The sequence below is a fragment of the Campylobacter sp. US53 genome, from assembly GCF_004378995.1.
GTDB lineage: Bacteria > Campylobacterota > Campylobacteria > Campylobacterales > Campylobacteraceae > Campylobacter_D > Campylobacter_D jejuni.
Genome location: NZ_RYYH01000002.1, coordinates 162,764 through 187,757, shown reverse-complemented (window position 1 = coordinate 187,757; position 24,994 = coordinate 162,764). Strand labels below are relative to the sequence as shown.

Here is a 24,994-nt window from a genome sequence, read left to right as displayed (position 1 = left end):
TAACCAATTAAACTTAAAAGGGGATTAAATAAAGGATTAAATAGTATAAATATTTGTGTAAGTATTTATATAAGTATTTGGTGGGTTAAAAAATGGGGGTTATATTTTAATGATAATAAAAAATGCAAGATATAATATACTATGTATTAGGATTAAAAGGCTTGACTTAGGGAAGATAATTTCCCTAAGTTTAGAAATATTTAAAAATTTTAATATTCTAAAAAATACTCTTGAATTTTTTTAGGATCGCTTGTTTTTGTAAGCGCTAACATAAGCAAAACTCTTGCTTTTTGAGGATTTAAATCTTCAGCACTAATAAAACCTAATTTTTCATCTGAATCACTCACAGCAACACGACCTGCTACAACCCTTGAACTTACAACAACATCAAGTCCTTTTTTCATAAGCTCTTTTAAAACATTTTTTTGATCTTCATGTATACTTCCTGCACCACTTCCTGCAACAACTATACCCTTAGTTCCATGTTCAAATAAAGCTTTTGCAGCGACACCACTACCATCATTTGAATAACTATAAAGAATATCTACTTTTGGTAAACTTGTGAGTTTACTTACATCAAAAGGAGTGTTTTTTGTGTGAGCTTTAATAACATTATTATAGAAAAAGACTTTACCATCTACTATATAACCCAAATCCCCAAAATCAGGAGAAGAGAAAGCATCAACATTTAAACTATGGGTTTTTACCACGCCTCTAGCACTTAAAATTTTATCATTCATAGCTACCATAACACCCTTGCCCTTAGACTCTTTATCAGCAGCTAATGCTACAGCATTGTAAAGATTTTTTGGCCCATCTGCACTTATAGCAGTTGATGGACGCATAGCGCCAACTAAAACTACAGGCTTATCGCTTTTAATGGTTAAATTTAAAAAATAAGCAGTTTCTTCCATGGTGTCAGTACCATGAGTTATAACCACACCATCCACCCCTTCGGCAAAAAGCTTATTGATTTCTTTAGCGAGCTTTAGCCAAATTTCATCACGCATATTTGAACTATCAATATTTGCTATTTGTTCCCCACTAATATTAGCTAAATCTTGAATTTGTGGAACCGCTTTGATTAAAACATCTACGCCAACAACTCCAGCCGTATAACCTGTTGTGGCAACAGCACTATCAATAGAACCTGCTATCGTTCCACCTGTTGCTAAAATAGCAATCTTTGGTTTAGCTTCTGCCATACATGCTCCTATAGATAAAAATACTAATACACACAATAGTAACTTTTTCACAATTCTCCCCTTATTTGTTAAAATTCGTTTCATTAATGAAACTTATATAATATTAATAAATAATAAATAAAAATTTTATAAATTTTATAAAATTTCTTTAATAATAAATTGTGGAGTTACTAATCCTCTAAATTCATTCTTAGAAATACTTCCAAGCAAAGAAATATTTTGATTCAATTCTGGCTCTTTATCAAAATTAAAAAATAAAGCTTCTATGGTTTTATTTTCCTTGATTAAAATAAGCTTTAAGTGTTTTTCATCTTTACCTAGAAGTTTTTTATTTTTTACACAAAGATTTTCTAAAACAAAAAAAGGTCGTGGATTTTTATGTCCAAAAGGTTCAAAAGATTCTAAAATTTCAAGCATTTCAAAATCAATTTCGCTAGGTTCTAAGATTCCTAAAATTTCATCCGTATCCAAAAATTCACTTTCAGAAATTTGCGAACATTCTTTTTTGATTTTATTTTTAAATTGTTCAAAATTTTCAGAGTTTAAACTGATTCCAGCAGCACCTTTATGACCACCATAATTGCTTAATATAGAATTTGTCTTAGAAATTAAAGCTAAAATATCAATCTTGCCAACACTTCTTGCGCTGCCTTTTAAGTGTTCTTCATTTTGAGAAAATACAAAAGCAGGTTTATTAAAATGTTTAGCTAAACGACTTGCCACAATCCCTAAAACCCCTTCATGCCAATTTAAACCCGACACCACAATACAAGAATCGTTTTCATTGATTTGATTTAAACTATCTTCAAAAAGCTGTTTTTCTTCATCTTTACGACTTTCATTAAAACTAACAATTTGCTCTAGATATTCTAAAGCTTTATTAAAATCTTTAGTGTGTAAAAATTCATAAGAAATACTTGCATCATCCATTCTTCCAGCACTATTTATAAGTGGAGCAATTAAAAACCCTATATTATCAAGAGCAAATTTATCCTTTTGATAATAATGCTTAATAGCCCTAAAGGCAGCTCTTTTAGATTTGTTAATATGATCTATACCACGCCTTACTAAAGCACGATTTAAATCTCTAAGCTCCATCATATCTGCAATAATCGCAATCGCCAAAAGTTCTAAAAATTTACTCATATCGTATTTAAGCTTACAAACTTCTTTTAAAGCCGCTATCAAATACCATGCCACTTGAGCTCCACAAATTTCAATTTCTGGAAAATCACAATCTTTTTGCTTTGGATTGATAATGGCAAAAGCATCAGGTAAAACATCTTGAGGCATATGATGATCAGTGATAATCAAATCTATATTTTTTTCTTTGCAGAGTTTGGCTGCTTCAAGAGCAGCTATTCCATTATCTACTGTTATTATTAAATTTACATCAAGTTCGTTGATAATCTCAGCATTTAATCCATATCCATCTTTAAAACGATTTGGAATTCTTACTATATAATCAAAACCTATATCATCGAAAAATTCTGCCATAATAACACAAGAAATGATTCCATCAACATCATAATCCCCTACTATGGCGACTTTCTCATTTTTTTCTACAGCTTCTTTGATTCGATTAGCTGCTTTATATGCATCCTTTAAACAGCATGGCAAAGGCAGATCACAAAGTTTAGTATGCAAATCTTTTTCAAAGCGTGAAGCCAAAATTTTTTTAATTTCATTTTTATTAATTATCTTCATAGTTTATAGCTGCCTTGATAAAACCGCAAATCACAGGGTTAACATGCTCAAGTCTTGAAGTAAATTCTGGATGAAACTGCACGGCCAAGAAAAAAGGATGGGGGTTAAGTTCAACTGCTTCGATCAATCCTTTGCTTTCACCACTTACAATCAAACCGTGTTTTTCAAAATCTGCCCTATATTTTGGATTTGCTTCATAGCGATGTCGATGGCGTTCTTTTACACTCTTTGCTTCATTATAAACCTTAGCCAAAAGGGATTTTTCCTTGATATCACATTTATAAGCTCCTAAACGCATAGTTCCACCTAAAGGAGTTTTTGCAGTACGAATTTGTTTTTCTCCATTTGTATCCATAAATTCATCAATCAAATAAACCACAGGATTTTGGCATTTTTCATTAAATTCACTTGAATTTGCATCTTTAAGTTTTAATACATTTCTAGCAAATTCCACCAAAGCAAGCTGCATGCCTAAACAAATTCCTAAAAAAGGAATTTTATTTTCTCTTGCGTATTGAATGGCTTTTATCTTACCTTCTACACCACGATATCCAAATCCCCCTGCAACTAAAATTCCACTCACATCTTTAAATACTTCAGCACTTTCCATATTTTCAAGTTTTTCACTATCTACCCATTTTAACTCCACTTTAGTATCTAGGGCTGCACCTGCGTGTATAATAGCTTCAGTAAGGCTTTTATAGCTTTCTTTTAAATCCACATATTTGCCTACAAAAGCGATTTTAACTTCATTGCTTGGAGCTATAACTCTTTTTACCAAAGAGTCCCAATTTTCCATATTAGGTTTTAAATTTTTCAAATCCAAAATTTCAGCAATAGGGCTTAAAATATCTTGCTTTAAAAAATTAAGCGGGATTTGATAAATACTAGCCGCATCAACACTTTCTATCACGCAATTTTTTTCCACCCCGCAAGAAATAGCAATTTTATCTTTTAAATCCCTATCAAGAGCTTTTTCACTACGACAAATAATCATATCAGGACTAATACCTATGCGTCTTAACTCGCCTACGCTATGTTGAGTTGGCTTTGTTTTTAATTCCCCTGCAGCCTTGATAAAAGGCACTAGAGTAAGATGAATATTCATAGCATTATTTTTACCCACTTCCAAACGCAAAGCACGAATAGCTTCTAAAAAAGGCAAGCCTTCTATATCCCCAACAGTTCCGCCTATTTCAACGATGAGTATGTCTTTGCCTTCTCCTGCTTTTTTAATGCGATCTTTGATTTCTCCTACTATATGAGGGATAACTTGAATGGTTTTGCCAAGATATTCTCCACGCCTTTCTTTTTCAATTACACTTTGATAAACGCGTCCTGTAGTAAAGTTATTATCTTGAGATAAACTCTCATCCAAAAAACGCTCATAATGCCCCAAATCAAGATCCGTTTCTGCTCCATCATCAGTTACAAAAACTTCTCCATGCTCAAAAGGACTCATAGTGCCTGGATCGACATTGATATAAGGATCAGCTTTTAAAATACTCACTTTAAGCCCTGAATTTTTTAAAAGTGTTGCGATAGAAGCAGCAGCTATTCCTTTACCTAAAGAACTTAAAACTCCACCTGTTACAAAAATATATTTTGTTTGTTTCATTGATAATAAGCCTTATTTTTTTATCTAATTATAACTTGATAAAACTTTTTATTTCATTAGAATTTTAAGTAAAAAATGCAAGAATTACAAAAAATATTTTTATCAAAAAAGGAATAAGCATGAAAATCACTTTACTTTTTCACACTCCATTATCTGTTTGTTCTCATGCAACAAGAACTTGTTGGCAAAGCTTTGAAAAAGGCGATTGCGGTGGCGAAAAAGATAAAGAACTTATCGATCGCGTGGGCAATAAATTCAAACACGCTTCAACCTTAGAACATCTAAACTATACTTTTTATATACAAGGAATTTCAAGAGCTTGTTTGCAAGAAGTTGCAAGACACCGTCACACTAGTCCTAGTGTAAAAAGCACACGTTATACCTTAAAAGAACTTCGCAATGAAGCTGAATTTAAAATAGGAGATTTTGAAAATGCAAGTCGTTATCTTGTGCTTTGTGGTAATGAAGAGGTTGATAACGCAAGCATTAAAGCCTTAGAAAATTTACGCACTATTTTACAAAAAAGCATTAGTCTAGATATAGCCAAATACTGCTTACCAGAAAGCTATAAAACCGAACTTACACTAACGATTAATGCAAGAAGTTTGCAAAATTTCATTTCTTTGCGTAGTTCAAAATCAGCTCTTTGGGAGATTAGAAATTTAGCAAATGCTTTATTTGAAGCCTTACCACAAGAACACAAATTTATATTTGAACATTGCTTACATAAAGATATAGAATAAATCATACTAATTTTATCTTATTTAAAATATTTTTATGCTACCATTTATAAAACCAAGCTTTATGCAAGTATATTTTCGTATACCTTGTGCTTGATTATAGTTTCTTATAAGGACTTTTATGGATAAACAATTTTTTCAAGATTTTCTAATGCTTTCACAAGCTCATACTATAGCTACTCTTACTATGCTTTGTGTTGTTTTTTACGCATTAAAAAAATGCGGGATATAAAAATCAATTTTTCTCTTCGCATGCTATTTGCGCTTTTAATGGGTTTGGGGTTTGGTTTTGCTTTGCAATATTTGGCAAATTTTCCAGATGCTAAAGAAGCAAGTAATATTCTTTGGTATAGTGAAACAAAACATTGGTTTGCATTTGTAAGTTCTGTTTTTGTAGCTTTTATAAAAATGCTAGTTGTTCCTCTTGTAAGCATTTGCATTATAAAAGTAATTATAGAAATTGATAAAAATATCAAAATATCTTCCTTACTTGGAATAAGTTTTTTTTGGATACTCTTTAGCACAGCCATAGCTGCAACCTTGGGTATATTTTTAGGTTATAGTTTTGATTTAGGAAGTAATTTTGCTATACATGAAGGAGATAAACAAATTCGCGAAATTCAAACTTTTTCAAATATTATACTAGGGCTAATACCTAGCAACATCATTACAGCTATTGATAAAGAAAATATTATAGCTATTGTCATTTTTTCTTTTTTTATAGGAATTAGCGCTAAAAAAATTTCTAAAAAAGAAGAGTATGAACAAGCCTTTAAAAGTTTTCATAATTTTATCCTAACCTTTTATAATATTATGATGAACATGACTGCTACAGTTATTAGATTTATGCCTTATGCTGTAGTTTGTATGATGGCTAATGTGCTTTTAAGCAATGGTTTTGAAGCTATCAAAACAGCTGGACTTTTTATAATGCTTATTTATATGGCTATGTTTATAATGTTTGGGGTGCATTTTTTACTTCTTGCTTCACAAGGGTTAAACCCTATAAAATATGCAAAAAAAGCCTTTCCTGTATGGTTATTTGCATTTAGCTCAAGATCTTCTTTAGGCACTTTGCCTATGACCACTTCAACTTTGCAAAATAAATTTGGAGTTAATTCAGCTATAGCTAATTTTGTAGCATCTATAGGTACAACAACAGGACTTAATGGTTGTGCGGGATATTTTCCAGCTTTAGCGGCAGTTTTTGTAGCTTTTGCTACACATACACATATTGATTTTACATTTGCTTTAATGATAGTTTTGGTAGCTGTTATTGGATCCTTGGGTATAGCTGGGGTACCTGGAAGTGCAACTATGGCAGCTTCTATTATGCTAGCAGGGATTGGATTTGGTAATAATTTTGTCATGCTAAGTTTGATTTTAGCCATAGATCCTGTTATAGATATGGCAAGAACAGCAAGCAATGTCTCAGGAGCTATGACTTCGGCACTTTGTACTGCAAAAAATCTAAAAGCTCTAGATAAAGAAATTTACAATTCTTAATCTTTTAAAACCCAATGCTTTTCATTGGGTTTTAGTATTTATTGGCAACCTTCACACTCTATGCTACGATCTGCAACATTGACTTTTTCACTATCAGGGCTTTCACTTCTTAAATAATAAGTAGATTTTACTCCAAGCTCCCAAGCGAGTTGATAAATTTCATTTAAATATCCCCCACTTGCTTTATCAAGTGATAAAAAGATATTTAAACTCTGCCCTTGATCGATCCATTTACCACGCACAGCAGCAGCCTTTACAAGAATTTTTTGATCAAGTTCGTAGGCTGGAGTATAGTATTGCCAAGTATCAAGGCTTAAATTTGGCACAACAACAGGTATCATACCACTTAAATTTTGTTCAAACCACTTTCTTTTGTAAACAGGTTCTATAGTCTGCGTAGTACCCACCAAGATAGAAATAGAAGAAGTAGGTGCAATGGCCATCAAATAACCATTTCTCATACCATCTTTTTTAACTTTTTCTCTAAGTTTAACCCAATCGCATTCACTTTGATCAAATAAGCCTTCTCTTAAAGTTAAAGCTTTAGCCTTAGGACTTGCTACATCAATAGGAAAAATCCCCTTGCTCCAGTTTGATCCTTCAAAATCTTCATAAGAACCTTTTTCAAGAGCTAAATTTGAACTCGCATTAATAGCCTCAAAGCTAATTTGCTCCATAATCTCATCGATTTTATTTAAATGCTCATCACTTCCCCAATAAATCTTAGCCTCAGCAAGCATTTGTGCCTCACCCATGACTCCAAGACCTATGGCGCGAGATTTTAAATTTGTATCTTTTACTTTTCTATGAGGATAAAAATTTAAATCAATTACATTATCAAGCATACGAATAGCCGTTGGCACAACACGCTCTATATCTTCTTTAGTATACACTTTGCTAAGATTTATACTTGCTAAATTACAAACGGCTGTTTTTCCATCATTTTTATATTTTTCCACTATATAAACTTTATTACCATTAATACTATCTAAAGTTGAGATTTTTTTGGCTGGTTTTTCATATCCCCCATCGATCACAATCTTTTGCTCTTCATCAAAATGAAGCTCATCTCCATTTTCAAAAACTACTTTAATTTGATAATAATTTGGCTCGGTATTTTGAAAAATTTCAGTACATAAATTTGAACTTCTAATAATTCCTACATGAGCATTTGGATTTGCTCTATTAGCACTATCTTTAAAACATAAAAATGGCAAGCCTGTTTCAAAATAATTTAGTAAAATTTTCTTCCAAAGCTCTTTGGCTTCTACAATTTCTTTTACAATGCTTTCATCTTTTTCGTATTCTTCATAGCGTTTTTCAAAAGCCTCACCATACAAATCGCATAAATCTGCTGTATCTGCAGGATCAAAAAGAGTCCATTTATCATTAGCCCTTACTCTTTTCATGAAAAGATCATTAATCCATAAAGCAGGGAAAAGTTCATGTGCACGGCGTCTTTCTTCACCTGAATTTTTACGCAAATCGATAAAATCACTTATATCCATGTGCCAAGGTTCTATATAAACGGCTATAGCTCCTTTTCTAGTTCCTAGTTGATCTACTGCCACAGCAATATCATTAGTAATTTTTAAGAAAGGTATAATCCCTCCTGCAGCATTTTTATGCCCATCTATGCTTCCACCCATAGCACGCACTTTAGACCAATCCCAACCTATGCCGCCACCAAATTTAGAAAGCAAAGCCATTTCTTGGTAAGAATCAAAAATACCTTCAATATTATCAGGAGTTGAACCTATATAACAAGAACTAAGCTGATGGCGTGTTGTTCTTGCATTAGATAAAGTTGGAGTTGCAAGCATGAGTTCAAATTTAGAAATTAAATCATAAAATTTCTTCGCCCATTCTTGGGGATTAAATTCATTCTGTGCTAAAAACATCGCAATGGCCATAAACATTTGCTGAGGAAGCTCTATAGGCATACCTTTACTATCTTTAATCAAGTATCTATCATATAAAGTTTTAATACCAAGATAAGTAAATTGCATATCGCGTTCAGGTTTAATATAAGCATTTAAATCATCTAAATCATATTTTTCTTTAAGGCCAAGTAAAATTCTTCCTTCTTTTTCGCCCTTTTCAAAATATTCACGTAAATGATTATAACGATTTATACCATTAACTTTTTTATATAAATCAAATAAAAAAAGTCTAGCTGCAACAAAGGTCCAATTGGGACAATCAATATCTATCTTATCTACTGCGGTTTTGATTAAAGTTTTTTGAATTTCTTCAGTTGAAATTCCATCACGAAACTGAATCTTTGCATCGAGTTCAAGTTCGCTTAAATTCACACCTTCTAAATCTTTTACAGCATCAGAGGTGCATTTTTTGATCTTAGAAATATCTAGTTCTTCTGTACGACCATTTCTTTTAATAACTTTCATTGCCTTCCTTGCTTTTTATTTAAATGTTCTTTTAAAAATTGCATCAACATTTTTTGTATAGTAGTTATAATCGAAACATTTTCTTATATCCTCTTCGCTCAAACTTTTTCTCAAATCTTCATCCCCTAAAAGCGCCAATAAAAACAAACTTTCATTTTTTTCATTGATAGCAACCTTTCCATTTTGCAAATCTGCCCAAACTTTCATAGCGTTTCTTTGAACTATTTTATAAGCTTCTTCGCGACTAATGCCTTTAAATGGAAGCTCTAAAAGCACCCTCCCTGAAAATACAAGTCCGCCTGTAAGATTTAAATTTTTCATCATATTTTCAGGATAAACCAAAAGCTTATCAATCAAATTTGTAAGCCGCATGAGCATAAAATCAGCCGTGATAAAAGCATCAGGCAAAATAAATCTTTCGACACTAGAATGAGATATATCTCTTTCATGCCAAAGTGCAACATTTTCTAAAGCTGGGGTTACAAAAGATCTAAGCACACGACAAAGTCCTGTGATATTTTCACTTAAAACAGGATTTCTTTTATGTGGCATAGCTGAACTTCCCTTTTGTCCTATACTAAAATACTCTTCAGCCTCATAAACTTCAGTTCTTTGAAAATGTCTTATAGCTACAGCGATTTGCTCACAACTTGAAGCTAAAATCGCAATGGCAGAAATAACCTGAGCATAACGATCTCTTTGGATCACTTGATTTGAAACAGGAGCAGCTTTAAGACCTAAATTTTTACAAACTTCTTCTTCAAATTCCAAAGGCGCATGAGCAAAATTTCCCATTGCGCCACTGATTTTTCCATAGCTTATCACTTCTTTTGCATGTTCTAAAAGCTCTTTTGCATGAGAAATTTCATCATACCAAATAGCTAACACCAAACCAAAAGTAATAGGTTCTCCATGAATTCCATGACTTCTTCCTACCATTAAGGTGTTTTTATGCTCCAAAGCACGCTTTTTGATCGCTTCTAAAAGCAAAGAAACATCTTCTAAAATAAGCTCCAAACTCTCTTTCATCTGTAAAGCAACAGCTGTATCTATACAATCAGAACTTGTCATTGCATAATGCACAAAACGACTCTCTTCTCCCAAACTTTCACTTACACTTGTAAGAAAAGCTATAACATCATGTTTTGTGGTTTTTTCTATTTCATCTATTCTTGCAATATCAAATTTTGCATTTTTAAGAATTTTTTCGCAGTCTGTGTCATTAATGAGACCGAGTTTATTCCAAGCTTTTACAGCGGCTAATTCTACTTTCAGCCACGCATCGTATTTTGCTTGCATGTCCCATTTTTTAGCCATGATTTCTCTGCTATATCTTTCAACCATCTTTGAAACCTTTTTAGCTATAATTTTATATTTTAAAAAACAGAAATTATATCAAATTATCCTAAGAAAGTTATTAAATGGCCTACATAAAAATAAAACTCTCAAACAATGGAAAAAAGGCGTTTCAAGTCCTTATGGAAAATTTAAAAATTAGCATAAATGAAGCACAAAAACTCATAGACAAAAAAAGGCTTTTTTGTGATGGAATTTTAGTAGAAGAAAAGAATAAAATTTTAAATGGTTTAGTAGAGCTTATAGTCTATGAAAACAATCCCAAAGGAGTAGAAATTGTCTTTGAAAATGAAGACTTTGCCATACTTGAAAAAGAAAGTGGGATCTTAAGCCATCCAAATGGTAGACATTGCAAATACAGTCTTAGTGATGAAATTTGGCATCTTTGGGGAAAAGAAGCTTGCGTAGCACACAGGCTCGATAAAGAAACGAGCGGACTTATACTTATAGCCAAAAATAAAAAAGCTCAAATTGATCTTAAAAGCTTGTTTGAAAAAAAACTAGTTCAAAAAGAATACCTTGCTCTAGCTCATGGAAAAATAGAAGAAAATTTTATAGTTGATAAAGCTATAAATTTAACTAAAAACTACGATGATATAAAAACAAGAATGCAAATTTGCAAAGAAGGAAAACAAGCTATCACTGAATTTGAAATTTTAGAATACTTTCCTAAAATCAACGCTACTCTTTTACTTTGTAAACCCTTAACAGGCAGACAACATCAAATAAGAGTACATTTGCATTATAAAAATCATACCATTTTAGGCGATCCACTATATGGGCTTAGCAAAAAACAAATCGAAAGTATTTTAGATGAAAAATTAAATCCTAAAGAACGCTTAAAACTTACAGGTGCCTTGCGTTTGTGTTTGCATTCTTATCGTTTGAAATTTCAATATAAAAATCAAAATTTTGATATCAACTCAAAAATAAACATAAAAGAAATTTTCAACAATTCCATAAAATAAAATGATGTTTCACTACGCTACAATCAATCACTTTTTTACCAAATTTTAAAACAAAAAAATAATTCTTGCTAAAACTTTAAGTATAATTAAATAAAAAAAGCGAGATTTTCCAATGAAATTTGTTAATTTTATACAGGGTCAAAAACACAATCTAGGAGTACTAAATTCTAGTGGAAAAATTGTAAGTTTTACTGATCTTGGCATTGAAACTAACGATATGAATGAATTTATTATCTATTTTGATAAATTTAAACACAAGCTTACAGACTTGGATTCTAAAATAGCCTATGAAATTCCAAAAGAAAATTATCTAGCCCCTATTATAGAACCTCGTCAAGATATTATATGTCTTGGGATTAATTTTTTAGATCATGCCAAAGAATCTGCCAAATTTAAGGGTGAAAAATTTGAAGAAAGAGAATATCCTGTATATTTTGGAAAACGCTGCAATCAAGCCACACCACCTTTTGGTGATATACCTTTACATGCAGATGTAACTTCTCAGCTTGATTACGAATGTGAGCTTGCATTTATTTTAAGTAAAGATGCTTATAAAATCAAAGCTAAAGATGCAAAAGATTATATCTTTGGTTATACTATTATCAATGAAATTTCAGCTCGCGAACTTCAAAAACGCCACAAACAATTCTACCGAGCAAAAAGTCTTGAAGGCAGCACTATAATGGGACCTTATATCACAAGCGTAGAAGAAATTTCTTACCCTCCTAAGCTCCAACTTCAAAGCTATGTCAATGATGAACTACGCCAAAATTCTAACACCCAATTGTTTATTTTTGATATTGCTTATGTCTTAGAAGAACTTAGCACGGGCATGCTTTTAAAAGCTGGAAGTATTATATCTATGGGAACTCCTAGTGGAGTAGGCATGGGGTTAAATCCACCTACTTTTTTAAAATCAGGAGATAAAGTACGTTGTGTCATAGAAAATTTAGGAGAACTTTGCAATAAAATAAAATAAAAAAACTTTAAATAAAAAATATCAATTATTAAACAATTTGCTAAAATTAAAGTATAATGACATTCTTAGAAATTTAAACTTAAGGTAGAAATTTGTTATGAAAAAAATAATAATAATTTTGTGTTTATCTTATGCAAATATAGTCTTTGCAGTAGATATGATAACCCCTATTCCAAATTCCATCTCTTATGATAAAGAAAAAGCTAAACTTGGAAAAAGTCTTTATATGGATAAAAGTTTATCCAAAGATGGAAAAGTTTCGTGCAATACTTGCCATAGACTTGATCAACACGGCGTTGATGGACTTGAATTTTCAATAGGAACTGATAATCAACTTGATAAACCCTTTAACACTCCTACAACTTTTAACTCTGTATTTAATTTTGTGCAATTTTGGAATGGTAGAGCCAAAGATTTAGCAGAACAAGCAAAAGTGCCTTTTTTTAATCCAAAAGAAATGGGACTAAGTCCTGAACTTCTTTTGCAAAAAGTTAATTCTAATGAGGATTATGTAAAAACTTTTAAAAAACTTTATGGAGAAGTTACGGTAGAAAACATAGCTCTTGCAGTTGCTGAATTTGAAAAAACCTTAATCACTCCAAATTCTCCTTTTGATCGCTATCTTAACGGAGATCAAAATGCTATTTCAGCTCAAGCTAAAAAAGGTTATAAAGATTTTAAAGCTAATGGCTGCATTTCTTGCCATCAAGGTCAAAATATAGGTGGAAATATGTTTCAAAAAATCGGTATTTTTGAAGAATACCCAAATCAAGAAGATTTAGGACGCTATGAAATCACAAAAAGAGAAGCTGATAAAATGGTATTTAAGGTTCCTAGTTTAAGAAATATAGCCAAAACTGCGCCTTATTTTCATGATGGTTCTATACCTACTTTAGATGCTTGTGTTCAGTTTATGGCTTACTATCAACTAGGAAAATTTTTAGATCAAGAAACAGTTGATAATATAGTTGCATTCTTAGAAAGCTTAACAGGAGAATATCATGACAAATAAAAAAAGTTCATTTTTGATAAAATTTATTATTTTATCTACGCTAGTTTTAGCTTTCATTCTTGTTTTATTAGGTATTATTTTTAATAACTACTCCTCATCTAAAGATAATAAAAACTTGATAAACACAGTTCAGCAGCTACAAATTTCAGATGAAAAAATCAATTTCGTTTTTCAAAATAGTTTTAATTTTATTAACTATGATCCAAGTGTTCAGGCAATAAAAAAAATGCAAGAAAACTTTAAAAAGCTTAAAAATTTTGGGATTGACATAAGCAAAGCAGAAGAAATTTTTAATGCCAAACTAATCCAGCTTAATTATTTCAAATCTGCAAATTCCATAGCGGTAAATTCAAAACTTTACTTGTTTGAATTGGCTAAAAATTATTTTGAAGAATTAGAACAAAACCATGAAACAAATAAAAACAACTATAAAACAATGAACTCTATGTTAAGCGTTCTTTCAACTGAAAGTATTTTGCAAAAAACAACACTCAATCAACTCAACAGTCTTATGAAAGAAATCAAAAACGATACAAAAAGTGAAAATTTACAACTTTTTTTAAAACACTATAAAATGATTGTAAAACAAATTTCTGTTATGCAAGATAATTCTTCTATTTATGAGAATAATTCTCTTATGAAAGAGTTAAAACAACTTAACACTTTCACCCAAAATGCTATAGAGCAGTCCAATTTATTTAAATTTTATATCGCTTTAACAGTGTTTGGAATTACTATCATATTATTTGTATTTTTTATTTTATTAACACTAAAAAAAGTCATCATGCCAATTCATACTTTAGAAAAATTAAGCGCTAATTTAGCTAGTAAAGAAGCCAATCTACACTCTCGTTTAAATATAGATCCAAAAAGCGAGCTTGGACAAAGCGCTCAATATATTAATTCATTTATTTCCACCGTTCAAAACTCAATCATAGAAGCCATAGAAAACGCCAAATCAAGTCATCAAAATTCACAAAAGCTCAAAAATAATTCCATGATGCTTGAAAACAGTTCTAATTCACAACATGAACAAATTCAAGGCGTTAAAGAAATCACCTATGTCTTAGATGATCATATCAATCTTGCGGGAAATTTAGCACAAGAAAGCATAGAAAATATGCAAGATATGCACATACTGATGGATAAGGTAGAACTTACTCTATCTGAACTTGTAAATTTAATAAATGAAAATAATAAAAAAGAACAAAATATAGTAGCCAATATGGACAATCTAACCCAAAGTGCAGATAATATCATAGAAATTACAAGTTCTATTAGAGATATAGCCGATCAAACCAATCTACTTGCTTTGAATGCAGCTATTGAAGCTGCAAGAGCGGGCGAACATGGACGGGGTTTTGCAGTTGTTGCTGATGAAGTAGGTCAACTTGCCGATAAAACAAGCAAATCTCTTTTAAATATCAATGCTACTGTTAATGCTATAGTCCAACAAATCAATGACAACAAAGCCTTGATGGATCTTATCCATGATTCTATGAAAGAAACCTCTTTAAAAACCAATGATTTACAACAAGAACTTGTAAATTCTATGCATAAACTAGAAAGTTCTATAGAATCAACCCAAACCATGAAAGATAAAAGTATGGAAGTAAAAGATAGAATGCTTATCCTAGGAACAAGCATAGACAAGGTTAATGAGCTTGCAAATTCTGTTAAAGATTTATCATGCGAAATCAATAACATCTCTCAAAATGTTCTAAATGGTGCGTCTAAACTCTCTGAAAAATTAAGTAGATTTCAGTAACTTTTTTCGTGTTAATTTAAATTAACACGAAATTTTAATAAAAAATTTATTTTTAATTTATGTTTTTAAAGTAAAATTAACAGTTTTTATTTCATAAGGAGATACTATGGAGTTTCTTGAACTTTTATTAGTTTTAATCGCCTTGATACTGATTATCAAAAAACCAGAAAAAGAAAATTTGGCTTTTGGTTTGGTAATGGTAGCTTGGCTTTTAATGGTTTTTTTCTATGTTGGCCACAAAACAGGCGCACTATTAACAATAATGAATCTGTAAGGAAGGGCTAAATGAACGAAATCAATAAAACAAAAAATTTCTACACACTAATGTGTTTAGCAGGCTTTTTGATCATACTCTTGCCTGTAGGTATCGCAAATTTTGTATTTGGTTATATGTTGGGCGATAGTCCTTGCACGCTTTGCTGGGGACAAAGAGAAGCAATGATCTTTATTGGCGTGATGGCACTTTTCATTGTTCGTTATGGCATGAAAGGTAAATACCTTGCTGCTCTTTTAATCATGACAGCAATAGGGCTTTATCAATCTTTTGCTCACTATGGTAATCACGCTCATAGAGATTTAGATCAAGGTTTTGGTTTAGCAGTTTTTGGTATTCATACTTATTTTTGGGCTGAAGTGGTATTTTGGGCTGTTGTATTGCTTTTAGGTGTGATTTTTGCTTTTGCTCCTAAATTTAATGCTTTTGAATTAGAATTAAACGGAGAAAAATTTAGAAAATATACGAAATTTTCTCTCGCAGCTGTAGTTATCAGTGCGATTGTAGTAGCTTCAAATGTTTTCCAAGCTTTTGTAAGCACAGGAATTCCTCCTTATGTAGGACAAGGCGATCCTGTAAGATTTAGCTTAAATCCAAAATACATCATTTGGAGTAAAGAAGGTTGGAATGGTTTGTGGCAAAATATTTCTTTCTTAGGAAAACGCGATGTTAAAGCTCCTGATTATGCTTTTGCACCTGCAAGTGAAAAACTTGGCATAAAATTTGATAATGATATCAACAATGCTCCATTTGCAAAAATCAATGATGAACTTAAAATCATAAATGAACAAACCATAAATTTTAATAAAGCAATCAATACTCTTGATTATATCAACAATGAATTTGTAATAAGCTCTAAATGGGATGTGGCTTTCTTAGATAATAATTTTAGCGTTAAAGAAGGTTTTGAACTTGATCCTTATTTTTCAGCTTCTATTGATCCAATCATTGGTATCATACCTTATATGAATGATAAATTCATTCTTATGGGCTCAAACAAATCTTTCTTAAGATTTGCAAAAAATCCTAATGCAAGTGAAGAAGATATCGCTAAACAATACGCTGATTTTGCAAAAGGCAATGATAAATTTAAAGGCCAAGGAGAAGGTTTAGGTCGTGGAAGACTTGATACTGTAAGAGCGAAATTTAACCATGTAGCAAGCATGACTACAGATGGAAATTATCTTTATCTTGCAACTGTTCCAAACAACAAAGACGCTAAAACTTTTGTAATCTCTAAAGTTTCTTTAAAAGATCGTGTTCTTTCAGGAGAATTTACTCCAAAAGCAAATCTTAAAGAAGGTAAAACTTTAGGCGATCTTTATGTAACTTCTATGACTTTTAAAGATGGAGAAATTTATGCACTTAGCAAAAACCACAATGTGATTGCCGTAATTAATCCAGTTAAAGAAGAAGTAGTAAAAACCATCGCTTTCCCAAGCTCTATCACTAATGCTAGAAGCATTTTCTTTAAAGATGGAAAAATCAACATTCTTTCTTATCAAGATGGAGCAAACAAACTTTATACTCTAAACTAAAAAATAAAAGCCCTAATTTCTAGGGCTTTTGCATTTTGAGCAAAGTAAAACCGAAATTATCTTTGTATTCTCCTACTTTTTCAAACCCAAATTTTTGATAAAATTTTAAAGCATTTGGATTGTCAAGATTAACTTCTACTTTCTTGATCTTAAAATCATCTAAAGCTTTTTGCAAAAGCTTGGAACCAATTTTTTTACGGAAATATTCTGGTTTAACAAAAAGCATTTGAATACACTCTTCATCTGCCCCTAAAAATCCTACAAATTCATCATTTTCATAAGCAAATAAAAAGTTTAAATCTTTAAAATCGGCATTTTGTAAATATTCTTTGATGGTCTGAAAATTTTTTTCATCCAAAAAATCATGCGTTGCCTTAACACTTTGCTCCCAAATTTCTAAAAGTCCTTTGGTTTGTTCTTGATTTAAATTTTCATAATGTTTTATCATTTTCACAATACTTTATATTTTTTATATTTAATCTTATCTTTAACCCCTGCTTTTTCAAAACCTCTTAAACGAAGCAAACAGCTATCACACTCCCCGCAAGCTTCATCTTCACTCTCATAACAAGACCAAGTAAGTTCTAAAGGCACATTTTCTTTTAAGGCTAGTTCTACAATTTTAGCTTTATTTAGTCTAATAAGCGGAGTTTTTATACAAACTTTAAAATTCTTACTCGTGCCTTCATTGATAAATTCTTGTGCCTTTTGTGCAAACTCATCAGTACAGTCAGGATAACCACTGCCATCTTCTTCTACCACCCCTATAAAAATACTCTCACAATTTTCCTTTTCAGCCAAAGATCCTGCTATGCTTAAAAAAATTCCGTTACGAAAAGGTACATAAGTAATAGGTGGAGTATCACTTACACAAAGCTCATTTTTAGGAATATCTATATTTTTATCGGTTAAGGCATTACCCCCTATATCTTTGATAAAACTTACATCTAAAATATAAGATTTTTCTACTTTTAAAGCCCTGCAAATTTGCTTAAAACATTCTCTTTCTTTCTCTTGAGTGCGTTGTTCATAGTCAAAATGCAAAGCAATGATTTCATAACCTTCTTTTTTGGCTAGATAAGCACACAAAGTGCTATCCATACCACCACTTATAATACAAAGTGCTTTTTTACTCATTTTTATCCTTAAATTTGCTATAATTTCGCAATTTTAACGAAAATTTTTAAATTTAAATTGCAAAAAAGGCAAAAGCATGATAAACATAAAACTCATAGAACACATTTTTAAAGCCGCTTCTATCAGTCGTTGGAATGATTATCCAAGAATGGCAAATTTGGTTGAACTTGACAAACAAGCTCATAAATTCATCATTGCATATTTTATCGCTAAAATGGAAAAAGATGTGGATATGAGAGTGATTATAGAAGGGGGAATTTTTGAGTTTTTAAGTCGTGTGGTAGTAACTGATATACGCCCTGATGTGTATCATGAAATCGTGCGTCAAAAAAAAGCTGAAGTTAATGCTTGGGTTTTAAGCAAAATCGAACCTATGATAGAAGATATAGAAGAAGGAGAGTTTTTAAAGCGTTTTGAAGCGTATTTAAACGGCAATGCTTATGCTAAAGAAAGACTTATCTTAAAAGCAGCTTCGTATTTTGCTACAAGATGGGAATTTAACATAGTTTATCAAACCTCAGCTTTTTTAAATGATATTGATGAGATTAAAAACAAAGTTGAAGAAGAATTAGAAGATTACTATGAACTTATAGGAGCTAGAAAAATCGCTTTAAATCAAAAAATTGCAAAAATTATTGATCTTAGCGGAAGACTTCGCTTTCAAAAGCGTTGGGCTCAAACTCCACGCATACCAGAAACTGCAGTTTTAGGACATATGCTTGTGGTGGCGATTTTGGGATATTTTTACTCACTAAAAATCAAGGCTTGCGATAAAAGACTTGAGAATAATTTTTATTGTGCTTTATTTCATGATTTACCAGAGTCTTTAACGCGTGATATTATAAGCCCTGTAAAATACGGCATTGATGGGCTTCATGATATCATAAATGATTATGAAATGAAACTTATTAATGAAAGAATTTTACCCTTTGTACCTGAGGGTTTAAGGGCTGAGTTTTCTTATATTTTAGGCATTAGAGAAGGTAGAAACGATGAGTCAAATTTTGTAAAAAATGAGTTTGAAAATCGCACCTATAAAAATGCTAAAATAGAACTTTGCAGCGGAAGTTTAAGTTCTTTTAATGAAAATGAATTTGGTGCTATAGATGGTAAGGCGCTTAAATACTGCGATAAAATCGCCGCTTATATAGAAGCAGGACTTAGTATAAGCTATGGTGTAAAGTCTAAAGAACTTGAAAGTGGTTTTTTAGGAATGCATGAGTTTTTTAAAGAAAATCCTACTATAGATGGGGTGAATTTTTTTGAAATTTGTGAAAGTTTAAGAGAGTATTTTAAAATTTAAATAAGATTTTTATACTCCTATTTTCAATATATTTTAAATAAAAATATTATAAATTCAAATTTTATTTTGTATAAAATATAAAGGAGTTATTATGAAAAAATACTTTCAAAAGCGCTATACTTTAGCCTTTTTTATAGGTATATTAGCGGGTATTTTCGGAGCTATTGTTAAATGGGGTTGGGAAGTACCTTTTCCTCCAAGAAATCCCAATGTTTTTTGGCCAGTAGATGCCTTAGAACGCGTTACTCCGCCTAAAATTTTTCTAGAACAACTAGGCTTGCCTACTGATTGGACTTATATGTTTTCAGGTATGCAAATGCCTTTGTCAATTTTTATAGTGCATGTCGGTTTTTCTATTGTTTTTGGAGTGGCTTATTGTATGATAGCAGAAAAATGGCGCCGTATTACTATGTGGCAAGGTGCAGTTTTTGGATTTTTTGTTTATCTTTTTGCCCATGTTATTGTAATGCCTTTAATTGCAGAAGTTCCACCACTTTCTGAAATTCCTTTTGATGAACACCTGTCTGAAATTTTTGGCCATATTGTTTGGCTGTGGGGTATGGAAATAGTTCGTAGAGATATAAGAAATCGTATAACTAAAGAAATAGAAGAATGAAAGGTTTCCTTTCATTCCATATCCAAAACCGCACCTTTACTAGCATTGCTAACAAGTTTTTGATACATTCTAAGCCATCTTGAAGGCACTTCTTTTTGAGGTAATACAAATTCTTTTTTGCGTTTAGCGATTTCTTCTTCGCTTAAATTTGCATGGATGGTATAAGCATCTACATCAATTTCTATTTCATCTCCATCTTTTAAAAGTCCTATAAGACCACCTTCAGCTGCTTCAGGGGAAATATGACCCACGCTTAAACCCCTTGTAGCCCCGCTAAAACGACCATCAGTGATTAAAGCCACATCAGCACCCAAACCCATACCCATTAAAAGTGAAGTAGGGCTTAACATTTCTTGCATACCAGGACCCCCTTTTGGACCTTCATAGCGTATTACACAAACATTTCCTTTTTGTACCTTGCCTTTGATAATGCCTTTAATAGCTTCATCTTGAGAGTTAAAACAAACAGCTTTGCCTTTAAATTTTCTTTCTCCGATTATTCCTGCGGTTTTTATAACACAACCTTGCTCAGCTAAATTTCCAAACAAAATAGCAAGCCCACCTACTTTTGAGTAAGCATTATCTACTTTACGAATGATATTTTCATCTTTGATTTTGGCATTTTTTAAGCGTTCTTTGAGACTTTCTCCTGTGATAGTCAGTGCATCAAGTTCTAAAATATGTCCTTGTCTGCTTGAAATTTCAGCCATAACTGCACTCACACCACCTGCTTTGTGGACATCATCCATATAAACACTATTTAGCGATGGGGCTATTTTTGCTATGTGTGCAACTTTACTTGAGATGAAATTTAAATCTTTAATATCTAGTGCCACCCCTGCTTCACGCGAAATGGCAAGCATGTGTAAAACAGTATTGCTACTTCCACCCATTGCCATATCTACTACCATGGCATTACGCACGGCTTTTTGAGTGATGATATTGCGAATTTTAAAACGCTCATCTAAGGCGATTTCACAAATACGACGCGCTGCTTTTCTTAAAAGCTCTTCTCTTTCTTTGCTTAAGGCTAAGATGGTTCCATTACCTTCTAGTGCTATACCCATAGCTTCGCACAAGGTATTCATGGAATTTGCTGTAAACATTCCCGAGCAAGATCCACCACTTGGACAGGCTGAACATTCTATATCTTTAAATTCTTCTTCGCTAATTTTTTTGGCTTCATAAGCTCCTACAGCTTCAAAAACAGAGCTAAGACTGATCTTTTCTCCTTTTTTGGTTACTCCTGAAGCCATAGGCCCACCACTTACAAAAATGGTTGGAACATTAACCCTTAAAGCTCCCATTAACATACCAGGAGTGATTTTATCGCAGTTTGGGATACAGATTAAAGCATCAAGTTGATGAGCATTCATCACCGTTTCAATAGAATTTGCGATGATTTCACGACTTGGTAAAGAATAAAGCATACCTTCATGCCCCATAGCTATACCATCATCTACACCTATGGTATTAAACTCAAAAGGCACACAACCATTTTTGCGTATCTCATCTTTAATGATTTTAGCATAATCATTTAAAAAATAATGCCCTGGGATTATGTCTATATAGCTATTTGCTACACCTATAAAAGGTTTGTCAAAATCTTCATCTTTCAAACCACAAGCACGAAGTAAAGAACGATTAGGCGCTTTTAAATGTCCTTTTTTTATCGCATCGCTTCTCATTGTAACTCCTGATAATAATTTTTTAAAATTATATTTAGCAAAGCTTAATTTTTGTGAAATTTATTTTGATATACATTTTCATAAATGATAAAAATTATTAATTGACAAAAATATTTTTTTATAATACAATGCTTTTTGATAATCAAAAAAGGAGTCAAAATGAGACAATATGAAACCTATAAATGCCAAAAATGTGGCAATGAAGTAGAAGTTCAAAATGTAGGTGGCGGTAAGCTTAGCTGTTGTGGTGAAGAAATGAAATGTATCACTACAGATTTAACTGCAGTAAATTTGATGAAAGCTTTTGCAGGTGAATCTATGGCAAGAAACAAATACGATTTGTTTGCTGATGTGGCTGAAGAAGAAGGTTGGCACGCGGTTGCTAGACATTTTAGAGAAGCAGCTGAAAATGAAAAATGGCATGCAAGAGCAGAATTTAAAGCTTATCATGAAATCGTTGATGGCAAACCTTTAGAAGTAACTACTAAAAACCTAGTAAGTGCTGCAGAAGGTGAAAACTATGAACACACAACTATGTATCCAAATTTTGCAAAAATCGCTGAAGATGAAGGTAAAAAGGCTATAGCAAGATTATTTACAGCTATTGGTAAAGTAGAAATCGAACACGAAAGAGAATATCTAGCACTTAAAAAAATGCTTGAAGAAGAAGAATTTTTTAATAGCGAAGTAGAAGAATTATGGGTTTGTGAAGTGTGTGGACATATACATCGTGGCAAAAAAGCTCCAGCAGCCTGTCCTTTATGTAAAGCACCAAAAGAGTATTTTAAACGCGAATTTTTGGGTTAAGTTAAGAAATTCTTATCCTTTTTAAGATAATATTATAATTATTTTTTAATAAAAGGATAAGAAAATGAAAAAATTACTATTTTTATTTTTTGCTTTAACGGCTTTTCTCTTTGGTGCTGTAAATATCAACACTGCAACACTAAAAGAATTAAAAAGTTTAAATGGTATTGGCGAAGCTAAGGCTAAAGCGATTTTAGAATACCGCAAAGAAGCAAATTTTACAAGTATTGATGATCTTAAAAAAGTTAAAGGCATAGGTGATAAGCTTTTTGAAAAAATCAAAAATGATATCACAGTAGAATAAAAGGGCATTTTTGCCCTTCTTTTTAGAAAAATTTTGAAAACTTTATTTGACACAAAAGAACTTTTAAACGAATTTGATATAAATTTAATCGGTATTGATGAAGCAGGACGCGGTGCTTTAGCAGGTCCTATGATGATGGCGGCTTGTAAACTGAACAAAAAACTTGATGGGTTGTGCGATTCTAAAAAACTAAGCGAAAAAAAACGCGAAGAACTTTATGAAATCATCATCAAAAATTCAAATTATCTCATACTTTCTTTTTCTTCAGAACAAATCGACGCACTAGGCTTAAGCACTTGTTTAAAAACAGGCTTAAAGCTTATAAAAAAGCATTTTAAAGCAGAAAATAACTTCTTATATGATGGAAACACCAACCTAGGCATAAACGGAATAAAAACACAAATCAAAGCCGATGCTAGCATTTTGCAAGTAAGTGCAGCTAGCATACTTGCAAAAGTTAGTAAAGATAGGGCGATGAATTTCTTAGCTAAAGACTTTCCTTGTTATGAATTTGAAAAAAACAAAGCCTACGGCACAAAAGCTCATAAAGAACTTATAGCTAAATTTGGAATTTGCAAACTCCACCGAAAAAGTTTTAAACTTTTATGATTATTTTGCTAAATTTTGATGCAAACTCAAAGCACATTCTATACCATCTTTTATAGCCCAAACAACTAAAGATTGTCCTTTTCTAGCATCTCCACAAGCAAAGATTTTTTTATGAGTGGTTTGGAAATTTTCTGTGCTTATGTTGTTTTTCTCATCTAATTTCACTCCAAAATTTTTAGAAATAGCTTCTTCGCACCCACTAAAACCCATAGCTAAAAGTACTAAATCCGCTTTATAAGTTTTTTTAGAATTTGAAATTTCGACATTTATAGCTTTGCCTTCTTTAAACTCGCGTTTTAAATCATTTGCTTCAACACCTTCTACATGAGTTTTTCCTAAAAATTTCTTTGTCATTTTTTGATATTCCCTAGGATCTTTGCCATATACACCAATGGCTTCTTCTAAACCATAATCAGTAGTAAAAATGTCAGCTTTTAAAGGCCAAGGATTGTTTTGGCCTCTTTGCAAAGGTCTTTTTGGACTTCTTTCAAAACGCACTATAGATTTAGCTCCTTGTCTTGTCGCTACAGCGATACAATCCACACTTGTATCCCCGCTTCCTATAACCAAGACATTTTTACCTTTGGCCGTATCTGCACCCTTGCCTGTTTTTAACAAAGTTTTGGTATTTTGCGTTAAAAAATCAAGAGCAAATTCAACCCCTTTTAGTTTTCTACCTTCTATATCAAGATCTATAGGCTTACTTGCTCCTGTACAAAGTACCAAAGCATCAAATTCTTTTAGAAGTTTTGAAACCTTATCTTTGCTGTCTATATTTTCATTCACTTTAAATTCAATCCCACTTTTTTTAAGCAGATCCACCCGTCTTTGAACTATACTTTTATCAAGCTTCATATCAGGGATGCCATACATCAAAAGTCCGCCTATTTTATCGCTTCTTTCAAAAACACTTACTTTATAACCTAATGAATTTAAAGTATTAGCACAAGCAAGCCCAGCAGGCCCACTTCCTATAATAGCGATTTTTTTGCCATTGTATTGCTTAGGTTTATTTACTCTTACTAAATTTTCCTTAAAAGCATTTTCTATGATGGATAATTCATTATTTTTTATGCTCACACTAACACCATTTATCGCACACACACAAGAATCCTCACAAGGAGCAGGGCAAACACGACCGGTAAATTCAGGAAAAGGATTGGTAAGATCAAGTCTTTCATAAGCTTCTTCCCATAAAGAATGATAAATAAGATCGTTCCATTCAGGAATGAGATTATTTAAAGGACAGCCCACATCTTTTCCTTCGCTCATCACACCCGTATGACAAAAGGCCACACCACAATCCATACATCGTCCGCCTTGAATTTCTTGTTCTTTTTTATCCAAAGGTATAGTAAATTCTTTGAAATTTAAAACCCTTTCCTTAGGAGCAATTTTTTTAAAATCCATTCTTTTAAAGTCTAAAAAACCTCTTGCATTTCCCATTTTTA

Annotated in this window: 21 protein-coding genes and 1 pseudogene; 13 read left to right on the top strand and 9 right to left on the bottom strand. The window is 32.0% G+C overall.

Features of this window, described 5'->3' with window-relative positions; all coding sequences use genetic code 11:
* Nucleotides 1-209 precede the first annotated feature (209 nt).
* The 3 genes from ELQ05_RS03125 to ELQ05_RS03115 form a co-directional block, all read right to left on the bottom strand.
* Nucleotides 210-1,256: a type II asparaginase gene (locus tag ELQ05_RS03125; RefSeq protein WP_088303462.1), complete on the bottom strand. Its 1,047-nt coding sequence runs from the start codon at nt 1,254-1,256 to the stop codon at nt 210-212.
* Between the two features lie 84 nt (nt 1,257-1,340).
* Nucleotides 1,341-2,912 carry a single-stranded-DNA-specific exonuclease RecJ gene (gene recJ / locus ELQ05_RS03120; protein ID WP_088303461.1) on the bottom strand — a complete coding sequence of 524 codons (1,572 nt, stop codon included), beginning with the start codon at nt 2,910-2,912 and terminating at the stop codon, nt 1,341-1,343.
* Complete coding sequence (locus ELQ05_RS03115) at nt 2,899-4,530, bottom strand: CTP synthase (protein WP_134239931.1); 1,632 nt, start codon at nt 4,528-4,530, stop codon at nt 2,899-2,901. The genes recJ and ELQ05_RS03115 overlap by 14 nt, the downstream gene beginning before the upstream one ends.
* A 119-nt stretch (nt 4,531-4,649) precedes the next feature.
* Between ELQ05_RS03115 and thyX the strand changes: the two genes are divergently transcribed.
* Together thyX and ELQ05_RS03105 are read left to right on the top strand one after the other, a co-directional pair.
* Nucleotides 4,650-5,273: an FAD-dependent thymidylate synthase gene (gene thyX / locus ELQ05_RS03110; protein WP_134239930.1), complete on the top strand. Its 624-nt coding sequence runs from the start codon at nt 4,650-4,652 to the stop codon at nt 5,271-5,273.
* A 118-nt stretch (nt 5,274-5,391) separates the two neighbouring features.
* Nucleotides 5,392-6,776, top strand: a pseudogene (locus ELQ05_RS03105) (cation:dicarboxylate symporter family transporter).
* Nucleotides 6,777-6,814: 38 nt separating this feature from the next.
* On the opposite strand, the gene ELQ05_RS03100 reads toward ELQ05_RS03105, so the two are convergent.
* Together ELQ05_RS03100 and purB are read right to left on the bottom strand one after the other, a co-directional pair.
* The gene (locus ELQ05_RS03100) at nt 6,815-9,184 is read right to left on the bottom strand and encodes a ribonucleoside-diphosphate reductase subunit alpha (RefSeq protein ID WP_088303458.1); all 2,370 of its coding nucleotides are present in this window, start codon (nt 9,182-9,184) and stop codon (nt 6,815-6,817) included.
* Nucleotides 9,185-9,199: 15 nt separating this feature from the next.
* Entirely contained in the window at nt 9,200-10,528 is a 1,329-nt protein-coding gene (purB, locus tag ELQ05_RS03095) for an adenylosuccinate lyase (protein ID WP_088303457.1), read from the bottom strand.
* Nucleotides 10,529-10,605: 77 nt separating this feature from the next.
* On the opposite strand from purB, the gene ELQ05_RS03090 reads away from it, so the two are divergent.
* The 6 genes from ELQ05_RS03090 (at nt 10,606) to dsbI (ending at nt 17,079) form a co-directional block, all read left to right on the top strand.
* Complete coding sequence (locus ELQ05_RS03090; RefSeq protein WP_070316625.1) at nt 10,606-11,508, top strand: RluA family pseudouridine synthase; 903 nt, start codon at nt 10,606-10,608, stop codon at nt 11,506-11,508.
* 112 nt (nt 11,509-11,620) lie between these two features.
* On the top strand, nt 11,621-12,487 hold the full coding sequence (locus ELQ05_RS03085; RefSeq protein ID WP_070316624.1) for a fumarylacetoacetate hydrolase family protein: 867 nt from the start codon (nt 11,621-11,623) through the stop codon (nt 12,485-12,487).
* A 97-nt stretch (nt 12,488-12,584) separates the two neighbouring features.
* Nucleotides 12,585-13,499: a cytochrome-c peroxidase gene (locus ELQ05_RS03080; RefSeq protein ID WP_088303455.1), complete on the top strand. Its 915-nt coding sequence runs from the start codon at nt 12,585-12,587 to the stop codon at nt 13,497-13,499.
* Nucleotides 13,489-15,267, top strand: coding sequence for a methyl-accepting chemotaxis protein (locus ELQ05_RS03075; RefSeq protein WP_070316622.1), 1,779 nt, complete (start codon nt 13,489-13,491; stop codon nt 15,265-15,267). Before ELQ05_RS03080 ends, ELQ05_RS03075 begins: the two co-directional genes overlap by 11 nt.
* A gap of 106 nt (nt 15,268-15,373) precedes the next feature.
* Nucleotides 15,374-15,541 (top strand): disulfide bond formation protein Dba, encoded by a 168-nt coding sequence (dba, locus tag ELQ05_RS03070; protein ID WP_002779270.1) that lies wholly within the window; start codon nt 15,374-15,376, stop codon nt 15,539-15,541.
* A gap of 11 nt (nt 15,542-15,552) precedes the next feature.
* On the top strand, nt 15,553-17,079 hold the full coding sequence (gene dsbI, locus ELQ05_RS03065; protein ID WP_088303452.1) for a disulfide bond formation protein DsbI: 1,527 nt from the start codon (nt 15,553-15,555) through the stop codon (nt 17,077-17,079).
* 19 nt (nt 17,080-17,098) lie between these two features.
* On the opposite strand, the gene ELQ05_RS03060 is transcribed toward dsbI, so the two are convergent.
* Both ELQ05_RS03060 and queC read right to left on the bottom strand, forming a co-directional pair.
* A complete protein-coding gene (locus ELQ05_RS03060; RefSeq protein WP_002837854.1) occupies nt 17,099-17,527 on the bottom strand; it encodes a GNAT family N-acetyltransferase in 429 nt (142 codons plus the stop codon).
* 2 nt (nt 17,528-17,529) lie between these two features.
* Nucleotides 17,530-18,216, bottom strand: coding sequence for a 7-cyano-7-deazaguanine synthase QueC (queC, locus tag ELQ05_RS03055; RefSeq protein ID WP_134239929.1), 687 nt, complete (start codon nt 18,214-18,216; stop codon nt 17,530-17,532).
* 76 nt (nt 18,217-18,292) lie between these two features.
* On the opposite strand from queC, the gene ELQ05_RS03050 reads away from it, so the two are divergent.
* Together ELQ05_RS03050 and ELQ05_RS03045 are read left to right on the top strand one after the other, a co-directional pair.
* Entirely contained in the window at nt 18,293-19,519 is a 1,227-nt protein-coding gene (locus ELQ05_RS03050) for an HD domain-containing protein (RefSeq protein WP_126214489.1), read from the top strand.
* A gap of 91 nt (nt 19,520-19,610) precedes the next feature.
* A complete protein-coding gene (locus ELQ05_RS03045; protein WP_070316619.1) occupies nt 19,611-20,135 on the top strand; it encodes a YagU family protein in 525 nt (174 codons plus the stop codon).
* A gap of 11 nt (nt 20,136-20,146) precedes the next feature.
* Here ELQ05_RS03045 and ilvD read toward each other — a convergent pair whose 3' ends face one another.
* Nucleotides 20,147-21,823: a dihydroxy-acid dehydratase gene (gene ilvD, locus ELQ05_RS03040; RefSeq protein ID WP_134224680.1), complete on the bottom strand. Its 1,677-nt coding sequence runs from the start codon at nt 21,821-21,823 to the stop codon at nt 20,147-20,149.
* A 159-nt stretch (nt 21,824-21,982) separates the two neighbouring features.
* On the opposite strand from ilvD, the gene ELQ05_RS03035 reads away from it, so the two are divergent.
* The 3 genes from ELQ05_RS03035 (at nt 21,983) to ELQ05_RS03025 (ending at nt 23,543) form a co-directional block, all read left to right on the top strand.
* Nucleotides 21,983-22,630 carry a ferritin family protein gene (locus ELQ05_RS03035; RefSeq protein WP_002855562.1) on the top strand — a complete coding sequence of 216 codons (648 nt, stop codon included), beginning with the start codon at nt 21,983-21,985 and terminating at the stop codon, nt 22,628-22,630.
* A 64-nt stretch (nt 22,631-22,694) separates the two neighbouring features.
* Nucleotides 22,695-22,934 carry a ComEA family DNA-binding protein gene (locus ELQ05_RS03030; RefSeq protein ID WP_002855574.1) on the top strand — a complete coding sequence of 80 codons (240 nt, stop codon included), beginning with the start codon at nt 22,695-22,697 and terminating at the stop codon, nt 22,932-22,934.
* A 33-nt stretch (nt 22,935-22,967) separates the two neighbouring features.
* On the top strand, nt 22,968-23,543 hold the full coding sequence (locus tag ELQ05_RS03025; RefSeq protein WP_134224679.1) for a ribonuclease HII: 576 nt from the start codon (nt 22,968-22,970) through the stop codon (nt 23,541-23,543).
* On the opposite strand, the gene ELQ05_RS03020 is transcribed toward ELQ05_RS03025, so the two are convergent.
* A complete protein-coding gene (locus ELQ05_RS03020) occupies nt 23,544-24,989 on the bottom strand; it encodes a glutamate synthase subunit beta (RefSeq protein WP_134239928.1) in 1,446 nt (481 codons plus the stop codon).
* Nucleotides 24,990-24,994: the final 5 nt, after the last annotated feature.

Coding starts and splice junctions, on each gene's coding strand:
- recJ (WP_088303461.1), bottom strand. CDS start 2,912: ATGAAGATAATTAATAAAAATGAAATTAAAAAAATTTTGGCTTCACGC.
- ELQ05_RS03115 (WP_134239931.1), bottom strand. CDS start 4,530: ATGAAACAAACAAAATATATTTTTGTAACAGGTGGAGTTTTAAGTTCT.
- thyX (WP_134239930.1), top strand. CDS start 4,650: ATGAAAATCACTTTACTTTTTCACACTCCATTATCTGTTTGTTCTCAT.
- ELQ05_RS03100 (WP_088303458.1), bottom strand. CDS start 9,184: ATGAAAGTTATTAAAAGAAATGGTCGTACAGAAGAACTAGATATTTCT.
- purB (WP_088303457.1), bottom strand. CDS start 10,528: ATGGTTGAAAGATATAGCAGAGAAATCATGGCTAAAAAATGGGACATG.
- ELQ05_RS03090 (WP_070316625.1), top strand. CDS start 10,606: ATGGCCTACATAAAAATAAAACTCTCAAACAATGGAAAAAAGGCGTTT.
- ELQ05_RS03085 (WP_070316624.1), top strand. CDS start 11,621: ATGAAATTTGTTAATTTTATACAGGGTCAAAAACACAATCTAGGAGTA.
- ELQ05_RS03080 (WP_088303455.1), top strand. CDS start 12,585: ATGAAAAAAATAATAATAATTTTGTGTTTATCTTATGCAAATATAGTC.
- ELQ05_RS03075 (WP_070316622.1), top strand. CDS start 13,489: ATGACAAATAAAAAAAGTTCATTTTTGATAAAATTTATTATTTTATCT.
- dba (WP_002779270.1), top strand. CDS start 15,374: ATGGAGTTTCTTGAACTTTTATTAGTTTTAATCGCCTTGATACTGATT.
- dsbI (WP_088303452.1), top strand. CDS start 15,553: ATGAACGAAATCAATAAAACAAAAAATTTCTACACACTAATGTGTTTA.
- ELQ05_RS03060 (WP_002837854.1), bottom strand. CDS start 17,527: ATGATAAAACATTATGAAAATTTAAATCAAGAACAAACCAAAGGACTT.
- queC (WP_134239929.1), bottom strand. CDS start 18,216: ATGAGTAAAAAAGCACTTTGTATTATAAGTGGTGGTATGGATAGCACT.
- ELQ05_RS03050 (WP_126214489.1), top strand. CDS start 18,293: ATGATAAACATAAAACTCATAGAACACATTTTTAAAGCCGCTTCTATC.
- ELQ05_RS03045 (WP_070316619.1), top strand. CDS start 19,611: ATGAAAAAATACTTTCAAAAGCGCTATACTTTAGCCTTTTTTATAGGT.
- ilvD (WP_134224680.1), bottom strand. CDS start 21,823: ATGAGAAGCGATGCGATAAAAAAAGGACATTTAAAAGCGCCTAATCGT.
- ELQ05_RS03035 (WP_002855562.1), top strand. CDS start 21,983: ATGAGACAATATGAAACCTATAAATGCCAAAAATGTGGCAATGAAGTA.
- ELQ05_RS03030 (WP_002855574.1), top strand. CDS start 22,695: ATGAAAAAATTACTATTTTTATTTTTTGCTTTAACGGCTTTTCTCTTT.
- ELQ05_RS03020 (WP_134239928.1), bottom strand. CDS start 24,989: ATGGGAAATGCAAGAGGTTTTTTAGACTTTAAAAGAATGGATTTTAAA.